This window comes from Sessilibacter corallicola, from assembly GCF_021290925.1.
GTDB classification, from domain to species: Bacteria; Pseudomonadota; Gammaproteobacteria; order Pseudomonadales; family Cellvibrionaceae; genus Sessilibacter; species Sessilibacter corallicola.
Genome location: NZ_JAJSLX010000002.1, coordinates 1,264,762 through 1,279,784, shown reverse-complemented (window position 1 = coordinate 1,279,784; position 15,023 = coordinate 1,264,762). Strand labels below are relative to the sequence as shown.

Genomic DNA, 15,023 nt, shown 5'->3' with positions numbered 1-15,023 from the left:
AAAATTCCGAGGCACTACTGTGAGTACTACCCACCGCGCAACACTAATTGGTTCTGTTTCTATTATTTTGTGGGGCGCACTGGCATTATTCACTCGCCTCACAGGTGATGAGATTCCACCGTTTCAATTAATGGCAATGACCTTTGCGATTGCTTTTTTACTGATGGCAGTACGGTGGTGGCGACAAGGCCATTCTGGCTTGCGGCATATTAAACAACCCGCGCTCAGTTGGATGATTGGTATTGGTGGATTATTCGGTTATCACTTTTGTTATTTCTCTGCGATGAGTAAAGCACCTGCTATTGAAGTCAGTTTACTGGCTTACTTGTGGCCTCTTTTAATTGTTTTATTTTCCACCTTGTTACCCAACACTACTTTAAAACCGCACCATATTGTCGGTGCCGTTATCGCATTTGTTGGCTGTTGGGTACTGGTGAGTGAAGGTGGAAACGGTTTTAGCCTTGAATACACAGCCGGTTATTTACTCGCTCTCACCTGTGCACTCATTTGGTCAATCTATTCCGTTACCAGCCGTTTAGTAAAAACCGTCCCTACCGACGCAGTGGGCTGGTTTTGCGCGTTAACCGCCCTTTTGGCTTTTGTTTGCCACTTACTGTTGGAAACCACAGTTATGCCAAATACGACTATTCAATGGATGGGAATCGTCGGTTTAGGATTGGGGCCGGTTGGCATCGCTTTTTTCACTTGGGATTACGGCGTAAAGCACGGCAATATTCAATTATTAGGCACACTCGCCTACGCTACACCCTTGATATCGGTTTTGTTATTGCTTGCAATTGGCGAAGGAAACTTAAGCATTGCTTTGGTTATCGCCTGCATAGCTATTGTGAGTGGCTCGTTAATTGCCGGTCTTGCAGATAAAACAACTGGCCGCAATACTAAAACGGTAGAATTTAATGAGTAGTATTAATTAACTGAATCATATTTAACTTAACCTGATTCAAATCGCACTCGATTGCTATCAGTAAAGTTTTGAACAACGACTCTGTAAACTTTTTGACATTTCCTCCCACAAAAAAATACTACACTGAGTGAAATCCATAAGATTACAGGGCTGTATTATGAAAACATTTACAGATTATCTTATCGAATACGCAAAATACCATCGTGATCGCCGAAATATTGTAACGCATATGATTGGTGTACCGATTATTGTGTTTTCAGTAATTCTGCTTCTCTCACGCCCTTCATTAGAAATTGGAGCTGCAACGGTTACTCCCGCTCACTTAGTTTGTCTAATGACCGTAATATTTTATGTGCGCTTAAATGCAATGTTTGGTTTGTACATGGCGGCGTTGTTTGCATTGGGTATTTATTTGGCCAATGTCACTTTAAGCTTGCCATTAATTTTTTGGTTGTCTATCGGATTGTCACTCTTTTTTATAGGTTGGGTAATACAATTTATCGGCCATTATTACGAAGGCAAAAAACCGGCATTTATGGATGATTTGATCGGCTTGTTAATTGGCCCGCTATTTGTATTAGCAGAAGTGTTTTTTACGGTCGGCATGTACCAACAACTGCAAAAAGACATTGAAGAAAAAGCAGGTAAAGTAAAGTTTAACTACTCGTAATTATTGATCATGCAAGAGTAATTCGTTCAACTTTTCAGGTTGCGTGATGATAACGTGCCGATACCGCGTGCTGATTAATCCCTCGGATTCGAGTTGCTTAAGCAATGTATTAACGCTTTGCCTTGAAACACCTAACATTTGAGCCATATCTTCTTGCGGCAACCGCAATTTCGCCAAACCAAGTACCCGGTGGCAGATAGGTCAATACGGATTCTTTGCCTTGATGGGAACAAGTACTCACTCTTATAACGCCCTCCAAAACACTATAAAGCGCTTCGGTATTGTCGTCTTGCTGATGAATTAAGATCTGATCTTCGACCAATTGAAGTTCAGTAGCACGCTCAAGCAAGCGATCAGCGTATAAGCTAGGTAACGTTCTAAACCAATCACTGTGCAGCGGTGGCACCAGTGAAGTATCAAGTTCCATAACTGAAATGATGTCCCCTCGTACTGTTACCGTATTTGTATAAAAGACCGTTTACTTTAGATAAAACGAAATTAACCGCAATTCCAAATTTTCAGTAGCCCATCAATTGATTAAAAATTTACTCTATTGTCTACAACCCCCACGTTAAAGAACTACGGACTATGATAAAGTGATCGTTTAAAGAAGGAGCCTCTGATTAACCTCAACATTACTCAGCGTGATCTCAAGCGTTCAGTTGCAAGGCGCCGTTTGTAATTAATGGCGTTAGTCCTTAATAAAAATGGCAACGCCGCAAATGTGCGCTTGAGACCGCGCCTTTCAGGGCCTGCCAGTTTTTCCTGCTCATTTCGTTTAGGAAAAGGTTGTGCTTTTTCGATTTAACCCGTTAGATCTTCAAAAGCACACCTTAATCAGAAAAACTGGTTGGCCTGAGTGATCTTGAGGTTAGTCAGAGGCTCCTATACTAATATCCCGTGAGTGATTACGCAGAATTTTGATATGACTAACCTAAATTTACACACCGTTAAAAAGCCATTACTGTGGGCTGGTAGTCTTATAATTGCAACCGCAAGCGGTTGTGCGTCTTACGATTTTAGGCAGTATATACCTGGCGCAGATAGAATATTTCACCCAGAGAGCGAGGCCGAAGTTGGCCCTGTGTTGACCGAATCCGGCAGTCCGGTAGAGGTGGGAGCGGAGCTGAAGCCTGAGCAAAACCAGGAACAACCACAACCGAACAAACCAACGCAACTGAGCCAAGCTGAGCCATTGCCTGCTGCCAAGCAACCAGAAATTACTAAACCCCAAGTTACTGAATCCCAAATTACAGAACCCAAAGTCACAAAACCCGCTATCACAAAACAAGAAACTATCCAGCAAGAGACCATCGAGCAAGCACCAAAACCTGCGCAAACACCTACAAATAATAAAAGTTCAAAAACGGTTGAGCAATTAGCCAACAAGCAACCAGAAAAGCCATCATCAGCCGTTGCTAAATTGGCACCCAAGCCGGTTCAAACTAAAACCTATTCTGTTTCTGGCAAGGTCAGTTTAATCGCTAACGGTAAAGCCATTGATTCGGAAGGAACCGTGATTACGGTAGAGCGTAACGACGGCTTGTCATTGCATTCGAGCACGGCAACAAGCGAAACCTATTTGATTGATATGGAAGAAAAAACGTATCTTCCTGGCCAAATGGTAATTCGCAAAGGCGATACGGTAAGTTTCGTTAACAAAGATGAAATACGCCACAATGTATTTTCTTCATCGGGGAAAAATGCCTTCGATTTAGGCACCTACGGCGCGGGATTACAGCGTGCCGTTACCTTAAACGAACAAGGTATCGTTAAAGTGTACTGTAATATTCATCCAAAAATGGCAACCTTTGTCGCGGTTGATGACAAAGGCCGATCGGAGGTTGCGGATTCCAATGGCATCTTTGAATTTAACCAATTACCTGCCGGTGAATACACATTAAAAGCCTGGAATGTTCGCGGTGAAGTGAGCAAGAGTTTTATCATCAGCGACAATTCTCAACACCTAAATATCACCATTGACACATCAAGTTACGTTGCCGAAGAACACACCAATAAATTTGGCAAAGAATATTCGAAAAACTCGGTTAACAACGAATTCTATTAATAATTATGAATTGGATTTATAGCATACGCACAAAGCTGTTTGCATTAGTTTTTATTGCATTTTTTACATTAATTGCAGGTACTTATTGGCAAGTTGGTGAAAAAGCCAAATCCGTTGCCGATACCGTGATTGATCAATCGTTAACACAGTCAAGCAAAATATTAGAAACTCGAATTGATAGCCGTTTTCGTTTTATTCAAGAAATTGCAACCGGGCTTGCGCAGGATGGAAGAATTCTGCCGCTGGTTTACGATCAAGATACGCCTACCCTGCAAGATTTAAGCTTGGAATTCGAACGCACTTACGAATTCGACATTTTATTTTTTATGAATTCTCAGGGAGATATTCTTGCACGCACAGACCAACCACAAGCCATTGGTGTAAACCTTGCCCGACGCAGTGCCCTTTTCGATTCTGCTTTAAACGGGCAAATCACCAGCGGTTTTATTATTAGCAACAACCAATTAATGCAAACCGTTGCCGCACCTATATTTGATAACGTGGCGTCAGATTTAGTACGCGGCGTAATTGTTATTGCCTACGAACTTTCACAAGAAACCGCACAAGAAATTGTCGCATTAACCGAAAGTGACATCGGCTTTTTTGTATTTAATCGCGATAATAACCGTGTTATTGACGGCGTTAACCTAAGCTACATGACCAACACCAATTTAGCGCAGAGCTTATCGGCCTACTTTGATAACGATAGCGCTCACTGGAACCAAATTATCGAGCAAGAGACCAACGATTTTCGAACCACACTGATTATCGATGATGCCCCCTATCACAGCGTTATCCGTCGTATCATCAGCAGTAATGGCAACGCTCTGGGATTTGCCGTAGCAACACGTTCCGACGCAGAACTCAAGCAACCGTTTATCGACATTCAGAATACACTGTTGGCCGTGGGCGGCATGTGTTTGGTGATTGCATCTATTTTTTCGCTGTTTATGGCTTTAGGTCTTAGCCGCCCGATTATTCGTTTGGTTACCATAACGCAACAAATTCAAGAAGGTCTTTATCCAGACAGCAAAGACTATAAAAATTCAAAAGATGAAATCGGATTATTGAGAACCGCATTATTAGACATGGGCCAAAGCCTTAAAGATAAAGCCGAAGTTGAAGCATACCTGGCCGATATTGCCAACGAACTGAATGACGAACGAATCCAATTGGACGAAACCCATTTAAGCGAACATAAAAACGGCGGCGATACCGTATTAGCCAAACCGGCGAATGAAGAAGACAAAACGCTTATTAACCAATCAGCTCCTACTCAGAAAAAAGACAATATCGGCAGCATTATTGATGGTCGCTACAAATTACTTGAAAGCTTGGGTTCGGGAGCTTTTGCGTCGGTTTTTCTGGCGCACGATATGGAATTGAATGATCGCATCGCAATTAAAATCATTCACTTAAATACCATCAAACAATTCGACGAATTTAATTTTAAAGAAGAAATTCGTCTCGCCCGAAAAATTACTCATCGAAACATTGTCAGAACCTTTGATTTCGGCCAATGGCAAACCAATTTCTACATTACCATGGAGTACGTTCAAGGAATCGATTTAGGACAATTGATTCGCCGCCAGCGCCATTTAGACGATCAAATTGCTTTAGGTATATGTAAACAGATTTGTACCGCAGTAATGGCCGCGCACCAAATGGGGATTATTCATCGAGACTTAAAACCATCGAACATGATGATTAATCGCCAGGGTATTTTGCAGATTATGGATTTTGGTTTAGCCAAGAAAATTCAAAAAGAAAATAACGATAAAAACGCGGACAATAAAAACAAGCAAATTATGGGTACGCCCAGATACATGGCTCCTGAACAATTTTTGGGTAATGATCAATTGGATGAGCGTACAGACGTTTACGCTATTGGTGTGATTTTTTACACCATCTTCAATGGAATGCCACCCTTTAGCGGCGCAACACTAAAAGACATTGCCCAAAAACATTTGCACGAACAACCACCCCAAATCATAAGCCGAAATTTACCTGAAGGATTTGCCGATATATTAGAAAAGGCATTGGCAAAACAACCCAACGAGCGGTACCAATCGGCACGAGAACTACTTGATGCGGTTAACCACATTACTGCCGTATCGCATTAATTTTTTGCCTGATTAAGTTTAAGAAAATAATTGAATCTAAAAACAATCTGCACTAGCCAGCATTTTAACAATATTCAGAATGCTGGCAGTATCCATGGTTATTCGACGATGTCATCGTCGTCCACCCAATACCAAATAACTTCGTCACCATAAACACTGGTTTTTTCGACGGGCAGTTGCTGGCCTTGCTCAAAATAACGAGCACTAGACGGGTTACCTAACGCTGGCGAAAACCACAACCCGCCTTTTGGCACATCTTCACCTGGTTTAGCAACAAAAATTCCTTCCGGTACAGGAGAAGTTTTAACGCGTTGATACAGCCAATCACTGTGTTTATCAAACCGCCTCATCCATTTAACGCCGCTCAACACATCAAAACGTGGATTGGGATCGTCCGCCCAGGTATCTAAGCTGGTTAACGACAACTCGTCACAGCGAATGGGTTTTATTAGCTCGTTGGCTTTTACCAACAATTCTGGCTTGCCTTTACCAACAGGGTGTAAATCCAATTCGCCGAGCTGTATCCACAGACCATTAATACCTTCTGGGTTATGATTGCTTTTCGGATAAGGGAAAGCAGTAATCGTAATGTCTGGATGATCCAGTTCAGCCCTGACCTGGTTTTCTGTTTTACCCAATTTATTTAACCAGTAGGGAGACAACATAAAACACCAAGTGGGTGTGCGAATTCCGGCGCCTAAACTACTCGGCATAGCAGGTCTGTCTGGTTCTTCATGTGTGTGGTAATACATAAATAATTGATGATCGATATCCATACCGTAAAAATAATCGGCAAGAACACGTTCTAAAGTTTCTGCCTCGTAGTTACCCATTATCCCTAAAGGACCACTACTGACCTCAAAGCCGCTGTAGCAATGTTCCGGCTGCAAGCGCTCAATACAGGAATTAACAAACTGATGCCACCGCTCTTTATTTTGATTGTACCAACGATGACGAAAAACCATTTTTACAGCGGAATACTCTGTATATGGGTCGTATTCAACAATGCCGTGAATGGCCCATAATGGTGTTGCTGATGTACTATCACAGTCTGTCGCGCCAAATAAAAAGTCATCTTCACTAGACAAACTGTCTAATGCGTCTTTCCTCATATCAATAGAACTTCTTTTGTCTCCTACTTTTAACCAAGTCTCGGTTTTATTCTTAAAAATCTTCGCAAATGGCTCATCAACAAGTTCAGAAAATTCCGCATATATATCAAGAATATTATTTGCCACCTCAAGAGATGAATCCATATCATGATAAATATAGAAACTAATAAATGGGCAAAGACCATAGTCCTCATCTCCATTACCAAATAAAGATAAAAAATCATTAGAGGTCGTGTCTTTAACCAATTCGGATATTTCGTCTGGTGGTATAAATATACTTGCTGTGCTCATATTAAAATTCTATCTACTTTTGCCACTATTACGATTCTTGTTAGCGTTACTACTCGAATTATCATTAGCTTCTGTACTATCTTCTGGAAAACGAAACAATGCAATTCTTCCTCCAGAATTAACTGCGTTATCGTTAAATTTATTCAACGATAATTTATCCTTTACATCTTTTGACGCATTTAACAGCCTATGATAATTTATAATTTGCTTGGTCTTAATTTTATCTTTCGGAAACTTTATTTCAACAATGGCAAATAAATTTTTCTTACCAACCGGCTCTTTACGATAATCAGGGATAACAAGATCAGCGCTGATACTCCCTTTAGCTCGATGCGGCGCGGGATAAAATGGATTTAAATCATAACCAACTCGTTTCAACTTAGTACCAAATTCCATTGGTGGATCTTTAAATGGCTCAAAACTGCCTCGTGCCCTCTTTGATCTCCCACCTGGCCCAAATGAAACTTCGGCCTTTAAAGGGCTTTTCCAATCCACACCGTAATCGATAAACTCAAAAAGAAAGCTTGCCGCCAATTGCTTTTGCCGAACAATGATAAATTCTTCCAACTCTATATCTGCCAGAGTTTCAAATCCAGCACCGATGAGCTTTTTGATAATTTCACTTTTGGCTTTAACAGCTTTTTCAAGAGATATTCCCTTTTCTTTTCTACGAACGGTCAATACCGGCATATTATCGGCTTTCTCGCACACTTTACTGATTGCCTTTCGAAAAGGTATCGACTGTTTGATCGCTCTTTTAATCTCTGGGTCACCTGAACCCACTCTACCAGTTACTGTGGTTGGCCTTACATCCATGTTAGATAGAGCTTTTAAACCAGAAACTTCTTCCCGGCCTTCAATATTATCCTCAATTTCTTCTTTAATAGATTTGAAAATTTTATCTAACTCTTTTTTAGCTTTCTCTAAATCGTCTGCAAAATCATCAACCGCGTCAAACACTTCTTCTAACGCAGAGTAGGCCTCATAAACTGTTATGGCGGTGGCTACCACCTGAAATAACGCATAGGCAACAAATGGAACCGGCATAAGTAATCACCTCAAATTAAGTCATACTAACGTCGGCTTCAGACTGGGTTTTAGCAGCTTCGACCGCCGCATCTAATTTGCTCTGCCAATCTTCTGTGATTCTTTCGCTCTCACGCATGATCGACTTGTAAGCCGTTATCCGTTGAATAGAATCGGTTTCGATGCGCTCGGTGTAACCCAGTGCATCGGTAGTGCCATAACCGAGTAAAGATCCGGCCTCGGATCGGATTTCATAGTAATAGCCTTCAAAGGGTCGGTTGTCGGTTTTGTATAAGATAAATTCACCCACGTAGGTTTCCAGCGGGGCGACCTTTTCTAATTGCGGATCATCGCCAATTAAAACATTACCGGAACCGGTACAAACCAAACCACCACAACTGATGGCATCTAACACGCGAGCTGCCGGTCTACCATTAATGTAAACACTGCCAGAACCCTCAGAGATAGATCTTCCGTGCGGGGGACTTTTAGGTTTTGCGTGAGGAAGGAGTGAATCGCCTTTTCGAGCGGCGGGTTTACCATTAATTAACACATCGCCACTGCCAGAAATAATAGGTGTCGGCGGCCAGGCGCCGTGGTTAGAACCCGTATCACCTAAACGGCCGGCAGGCTGTCTGCTTTTAGACCCCATAAGCTACCCTGTATTATGTTCAAAAATATTGAGCGAATAACAGTTGTAAAACACACTTATATAAATGTGTGTTGAATTGGCAAGACGAACACGCTAGAAATAGAATATCTAAGTAAAATTAATAAAAAAACAGAGGAATATAGCTCGAAATGTAAAAGCAGAAGAACAACTTGAATCAATTCACAAATTTACGTTGAATGACGCGACACATGAAATTAATAATTATATTAACGTTGAAATAATCCCATAAATATCTATGCAATAAACTTTAAAAAGATAAATTTTATTTTAAAACCACATATCGTATATTTCTTTTCTCTATATAAAGAGCAAACAGAAATTCAGCCCAGCTATTCACAGCCAGGCTGATACATATTATTTCAGTGTTTCTAAAATCAATTTTAAATCCCCAAACGGCAAGGTAATTTCTTTACCAAATTCATCTCTGGGAAAACCAATATCATAATATTTATCCAACGCCTCGAAGGGATCTTTTACTTCACAGCGCCCTACCCGTTGAAAATGGGCATTGGCAAAACCAATGGTATTGCCGAATTTTCCGTCTTCACGCCATTCTTTCCAATGACCGGCGCCGGCGTTTTTATCGGAACTAGTAACAATTTCCCATTCGAAGCCATCGTGACCAACATCTTCGGCGTAGTCACCGTGCATAAAGATTTGATCACCTTCTTGTGTGGCGATACCGTTCCAATTTGGGAAAGTATCAGACACCCAATAGTACAAGTAGTGAGTACCGCTTACGCCAATATCGTAAAAACAAATACCTTGAGTTGCCAGTTGCACATGGCCTGCACTTGAATCTAAATAAGCAGTCACTTCCCAACGGTTGCCCTCGCTGGTTAAATTGGGGTTGTAAGTAGATTGAGCACTAACATAATTTGCAAAAACAAGAATTGCCGCAGCACCTGTTACTTTTAACACAGTTGGCACATTCATTTATCTTTACCTCGCATTTAATTGTGGGTTTTATAAAAGCTAAATGGAAGATACTGATGAAACTTGCTGTGCGATCGCAGAATCAGGCTAACAGAAATATTTATCAAAATCCAAACAGACGAAATAACAGTTTCTGATATTACTCGGGTTATTTTCTACAAAAATATTAGTAGGAAAATAGCACATATAAATCGTTTATCTAGATGTTAAATTTATCTATCACCCACAAAAAAGCCCAATAAATTGGCATGATTTATTGGGCTTAAATAGATTATTACGAATTTATGAAGAAATACGGTTAGAGTATTAGCGATAAATTTTATACAGCCATAATTTTAATGAAAATATAAATTCAGCATACAAATACACTCACATACTTATCAGATTATAATTATGTTCGTATGTCTTTTAGTTTTTCGTTTGTAATAATGTTTTAGAACGTGCGATAAACATTGAATACACCACCGGCAACACAAACAATGTTAATAACAGCGTTGTTATCATTCCACCTACCATCGGTGCGGCTAACCGACTCATCACTTCTGAACCGGTACCAGTACCGTATAAAATAGGAATTAAACCAATGATGGTGGCACCAGCAGTCATGACAACGGGGCGAACACGAAGACTAGCACCTTGAGTGATTACTTGGCGAATAACAGTTTTATTTTTAAAATTATCGGCAAATTCTTGACGGTTTAAAAAGTCTGATTTCTTTATTGCCTGATCTAAATACACCAACATAATCACACCCGTTTCGGCGGCGACACCGGCCAGCGCAATTAAACCAACACCGGCAGCAATAGAGAAGTTAAAATTCAATAAATACATCAACCACAAACTACCTACCAACGCAATGGGTAAGGTGCCCAACAATAAAATCACATGGGGAAAAGAACGAAAATTTAGGTAAAGCAAGATAACAATAATCCCAACAGTTAAGGGAATAATATAAGTTAATTTTTCTTTTGCTCGCTCAATGTATTCAAATTGTCCAGACCAGGTAATGGAATAACCAGCGGGTAAACTCAGTTGCTCATCAAATAACGCTTTCGCCGAATTCACATAGGTTCCAATATCAACGCCAGCAACATCAATAAACACCCAGCCGTTAATTCGCGCATTTTCACTTTTAATACTGGGCGGGCCGTCTTCAATTCGAATATCGGCAACATCAGCCAAGGCAATACGTTGGCCGGTTTCGGTCACTATTGGCAACAATTCCAAGCGTTCGGGTGAATCCCGATAAAATTGCGGATAACGAATATTAACCGGATATCGCTCTTGCCCTTCTACGGTTTGGGTTACGTTGGTGCCACCAATAGCGGCCGAGACCACCTGTTGCACATCGGCAATGTTTAATCCGTACCGAATCGCTTGTTCGCGTTTAATATCCACTTCTAAATAACGGCCACCAACCACACGTTCGGAATACACCGATGCAGTACCAGGATGATCTGCCAGGGCCGTTTCTATTTGCATACCGATTTTTTGAATCACATCAAGATCAGGGCCCGCTATTTTTAAACCCACCGGGGTTTTAATGCCGGTAGCCAACATATCAATACGAGTTTTAATGGGCATGACCCAAGTGTTGGTTAACCCAGGTACTTGTACTAATTCATCAAGTTCACGTTTAATGCTTTCTAGGGTTACGCCGTCACGCCATTGATCTTTATCTTTTAACTGAATAAAGGTTTCAATCATGGTTAATGGCGCGGGATCAGTTGCGGTTTCTGCTCGACCCACTTTGCCGAACACAGATTCAACTTCGGGCACAGTTTTAATAAGTTTATCCGTTTGTTGAAGGATTTCTCGTGCTTTACCGATGGATACGCCAGGGTAAGTTGTTGGCATATACATTAAATCGCCTTCGTTTAGCTCGGGCATAAATTCGGAACCAATTTTATACATTGGCCATAAACCGGAGGCGAGAACAACCACGACGATGCTTAATGTTATTTTAGGGTAATTCAACACAGTCGATAATAGCGGCTGATAACAACGCACTAAAAAGTGATTGATCGGATTTTTCTTTTCAGAAATAATTTTGCCACGCACAAAGTAACCCATTAATACGGGAATCAAGGTAATGGCAAGCGCTGCGGAAGCGGCCATCGCAAAAGTTTTTGTGTAAGCCAATGGCGTAAACATCCGCCCTTCTTGGGCTTCTAGTGTGAATACCGGTAAAAAGCTCACGGTAATAATCAGCAAGCTAAAGAATAATCCTGGCCCCACTTCTGATGCCGACTGAACAACTAATTGCCAACGTTCTTCCACTGAACCTTTAAAATTTTCTAAATGCCGATGGTAATTTTCGATCATCACGATAGCACCATCAATCATTGCACCAATGGCAATGGCAATGCCACCTAACGACATAATGTTGGCATTTAACCCCTGCCAATTCATTACCGTAAATGCCACCAAAATACCCATCGGCAAACTGATAATTGCTACTAAAGAAGATCGCACGTGCAGTAAAAAAACAACACAAACCAGTGCAATCATTGCGATCTCTTCGATCAGTTTGTCCCACAAATTATCAACCGCATCACCAATTAATCCAGATCGATCATAAACGGTGACAATTTCAACTCCATCGGGAAGGCTCTTTTTAAGATCTGCTAGTTTGGCTTTTACGTTATTAATGGTTTGTTGCGCATTTTCGCCAAAACGCATAACAACAATACCGCCAACAGCTTCACCCAAACCGTTAAGTTCAGCAACACCACGGCGCATTTGTGGGCCGACACTAATATCGGCAATATCCTGTAAAACAAGCGGTGTGCCATTATCACTGACGCCTAAGGGAATATTATTTAAATCCGATACCGATTGCAGATAGCCCGAGGCACGAACAATGTATTCAGCCTCAGAAAGTTCAACAACGGAGGCGCCAACTTCTTGGTTGGCTTGTTTGATGGCGTTTTCGATGTGCGCAAGAGGAGTATCAAATGCGCGCAGTCGCTGCGGATCCACTACAATTTGGTATTGCTTTACCATGCCGCCAACAGTGGCAACTTCGGAAACGCCAGCAACCGATTGCAGTTCGTATTTTAAAAACCAATCTTGAATTGAACGAAGCTGGCTGATGTCGTGTTGTCCGGTTTCATCTATCAACGCGTAAAGATACACCCAACCCACACCGCTAGCGTCTGGACCGAGTTGCGGTACCGAGTTTTCGGGTAACTGAGAAGACACTTGATTTAAATATTCCAACACTCTAGATCGAGCCCAATACAAATCGGTTTTATCGTCGAAAATAATGTATACGTACGAATCACCAAAAAAGGAAAAGCCTCTCACGGTTTTCGCACCGGGCACCGACAGCATCGCCGTGGTCAGCGGATAAGTAACTTGATCTTGAACGACCTGCGGAGCTTGTCCTGGATAGCTGGTTTTTACAATAACCTGCACATCGGATAAATCCGGAATGGCATCGATGGGTGTATTTTTGATTGAATACACACCCAACATAGCAATAATGACGCTGAGCAATAAAACCAATACCCGATTTTTAACCGACCAAGCAATAACATTAGCAATCATTGTTGACCCCCAACCTTTTTATTTTCCATATCTTGGTGGTTCGCATGACTTTCAGAATGCATCGCTTCAGATTCTTCCATGAGCTCAGAGGTATTTTTAATGCTTGGCTCTATAACAGTGGAGGGAGTTTTATTGATAACAGACAATAAGAAATATTCACCGCCCGATAAAGCAAACTTAAAGTCTAACGTATCGCCACGGGTAAAATCTTGCGTGCTAAAAGGCGGCTCTAGATTAAAATCAATTGTTGCCGCAGGCCAACGCCAATGTTTAATTGCGTTGTGATGAATAGTTACGGTGTTATTCTCAGGATTAACATCCAATACTTCACCGTGTGTGGTTGCCACAGAAGGCTTGCGTTCAACGTCACTGTCTAGACGACGAAAATCCGAAGTTTTGCTGGATTCGGAATCCAATAAAAATTGCGCCGAGGTAACCACTTTTTCACCTTCAAAAACGCCAGAAATTATTTCTGCGTACTGATCGGTAATTTTACCAAGCTGTACGGCCACAGATTTAAACTCACCGCTCTCGTTGGCGATAACCACACGATTTTGCTGCCCAGTGCGAATAACCGCTTCAATAGGCACGCTCAGCAGTTCTTGCGTGGCTTGCGTTAAAATAGCAACCGAGGCAAACATATTGGGTTTTAATACGTGCTCGGGATTGTCGAATTTTAACCGTACCCGAATCGTACGCATTGTTTCGCTGAGTACCGGGTAAACATAATCGACCTTACCTTGCCATGTATATTCCGGTTGGTAATCCACTGTCATTGTCACCGGTAAATCTGATTTAGCAGCGTCTGATTGACGTTCAAATAACTCCGCCTCTACCCAAACGGAATCAAGATTAGCAATGCTAAGCAAGGTTAAACCGGGTTTAACAAAAAAGCCTTCACGAATGTTTAGATTGTCGATAATTCCCGATTGCGGTGCGTAGAACACCACCGTGTTTTCTATTGCTTTTGTTGATTTGATTCGCTGAATAAATTCATTGGATAAATGCAATGCCCGCAAGCGCTCTTCGGCCGCGTTAATCAAACGGCGATTGTTGCGATTAACGGCAATCAATAATTCTTCCTGTGCGGCTACTAATTGCGGTGAATACAAAGAATACACAGGCTCTCCTTTTACGATGGGATCACCGCTGGCTTTGATGTACAGTTTTTCAACCCAGCCCTCGACTCTTGGGTGCATGTGAATCAATTTATCTTCGTCGTAGGTCACGTAACCCACAGTATTAACAGTATCGGATAACACGCGCTTTATCGCCCGAGAAGTACGCACACCAATGTTATTAATAATTTGAGAATTGATACTTACCGTACCCACGCTTTCTGGAACGTCTTCGGCATACACAGGAACCAAATCCATTCCCATCGGCGACAAACCCGGTTCGTCCCGAATAAAATTAGGGTCCATCGGGGCAACCCAATACAAAGGCTCGCTTTTATCAGACGTTGTCAATTCAGTGTGGTTATGTTTTTTGTGATTATTCATAAATACAAAAACCAAACCAATCGCGATGCCGCAGATAAATACAGCAACGTATTTGAATAAGTTGGAAGATATTTTTTGCATCTTGTTTTCGCTCATTATTACTAACCGGTTCTTACTGGATCGTTCTTACTGGATCGTTCTTACT

At 41.5% G+C, this 15,023-nt stretch carries 12 protein-coding genes; 4 read left to right on the top strand and 8 right to left on the bottom strand.

Annotation, left to right across the window (positions count from 1 at the left end; genetic code table 11):
- Nucleotides 1-19 precede the first annotated feature (19 nt).
- Both yddG and LU361_RS12740 read left to right on the top strand, forming a co-directional pair.
- Complete coding sequence (yddG, locus tag LU361_RS20350; RefSeq protein WP_233089216.1) at nucleotides 20-925, top strand: aromatic amino acid exporter YddG; 906 nt, start codon at nucleotides 20-22, stop codon at nucleotides 923-925.
- Between the two features lie 157 nt (nucleotides 926-1,082).
- Nucleotides 1,083-1,595 carry an Mpo1 family 2-hydroxy fatty acid dioxygenase gene (locus LU361_RS12740; RefSeq protein WP_233089215.1) on the top strand — a complete coding sequence of 171 codons (513 nt, stop codon included), beginning with the start codon at nucleotides 1,083-1,085 and terminating at the stop codon, nucleotides 1,593-1,595.
- Here the strand turns inward: LU361_RS12740 and LU361_RS20345 are convergent, their stop codons facing one another.
- Together LU361_RS20345 and LU361_RS12735 are read right to left on the bottom strand one after the other, a co-directional pair.
- Complete coding sequence (locus LU361_RS20345) at nucleotides 1,596-1,733, bottom strand: helix-turn-helix domain-containing protein (protein ID WP_350338018.1); 138 nt, start codon at nucleotides 1,731-1,733, stop codon at nucleotides 1,596-1,598.
- Nucleotides 1,705-2,022, bottom strand: a complete 318-nt coding sequence (locus LU361_RS12735) for a Crp/Fnr family transcriptional regulator (protein WP_233089214.1) — start codon at nucleotides 2,020-2,022, stop codon at nucleotides 1,705-1,707. Before LU361_RS12735 ends, LU361_RS20345 begins: the two co-directional genes overlap by 29 nt.
- Before the next feature lie 498 nt (nucleotides 2,023-2,520).
- On the opposite strand from LU361_RS12735, the gene LU361_RS12730 reads away from it, so the two are divergent.
- Together LU361_RS12730 and LU361_RS12725 are read left to right on the top strand one after the other, a co-directional pair.
- Nucleotides 2,521-3,663 (top strand): plastocyanin/azurin family copper-binding protein, encoded by a 1,143-nt coding sequence (locus LU361_RS12730; protein ID WP_233089213.1) that lies wholly within the window; start codon nucleotides 2,521-2,523, stop codon nucleotides 3,661-3,663.
- A gap of 5 nt (nucleotides 3,664-3,668) precedes the next feature.
- Nucleotides 3,669-5,786, top strand: coding sequence for a serine/threonine-protein kinase (locus tag LU361_RS12725; RefSeq protein ID WP_233089212.1), 2,118 nt, complete (start codon nucleotides 3,669-3,671; stop codon nucleotides 5,784-5,786).
- 98 nt (nucleotides 5,787-5,884) lie between these two features.
- Here the strand turns inward: LU361_RS12725 and LU361_RS12720 are convergent, their stop codons facing one another.
- The 6 genes from LU361_RS12720 to LU361_RS12695 all read right to left on the bottom strand — a co-directional run bounded on the left by LU361_RS12720 (nucleotide 5,885) and on the right by LU361_RS12695 (nucleotide 14,974).
- A complete protein-coding gene (locus tag LU361_RS12720; RefSeq protein WP_233089211.1) occupies nucleotides 5,885-7,189 on the bottom strand; it encodes a type VI immunity family protein in 1,305 nt (434 codons plus the stop codon).
- Nucleotides 7,190-7,198: 9 nt separating this feature from the next.
- Nucleotides 7,199-8,236 (bottom strand): VRR-NUC domain-containing protein, encoded by a 1,038-nt coding sequence (locus LU361_RS12715; RefSeq protein ID WP_233089210.1) that lies wholly within the window; start codon nucleotides 8,234-8,236, stop codon nucleotides 7,199-7,201.
- Between the two features lie 16 nt (nucleotides 8,237-8,252).
- Nucleotides 8,253-8,867 (bottom strand): type VI secretion system PAAR protein, encoded by a 615-nt coding sequence (locus LU361_RS12710; RefSeq protein ID WP_233089209.1) that lies wholly within the window; start codon nucleotides 8,865-8,867, stop codon nucleotides 8,253-8,255.
- A gap of 375 nt (nucleotides 8,868-9,242) precedes the next feature.
- Complete coding sequence (locus LU361_RS12705) at nucleotides 9,243-9,824, bottom strand: hypothetical protein (protein WP_233089208.1); 582 nt, start codon at nucleotides 9,822-9,824, stop codon at nucleotides 9,243-9,245.
- A 408-nt stretch (nucleotides 9,825-10,232) separates the two neighbouring features.
- Complete coding sequence (locus tag LU361_RS12700; RefSeq protein ID WP_233089207.1) at nucleotides 10,233-13,376, bottom strand: efflux RND transporter permease subunit; 3,144 nt, start codon at nucleotides 13,374-13,376, stop codon at nucleotides 10,233-10,235.
- The gene (locus LU361_RS12695) at nucleotides 13,373-14,974 is read right to left on the bottom strand and encodes an efflux RND transporter periplasmic adaptor subunit (protein ID WP_233089206.1); all 1,602 of its coding nucleotides are present in this window, start codon (nucleotides 14,972-14,974) and stop codon (nucleotides 13,373-13,375) included. The genes LU361_RS12700 and LU361_RS12695 overlap by 4 nt, the downstream gene beginning before the upstream one ends.
- Nucleotides 14,975-15,023 lie beyond the last annotated feature (49 nt).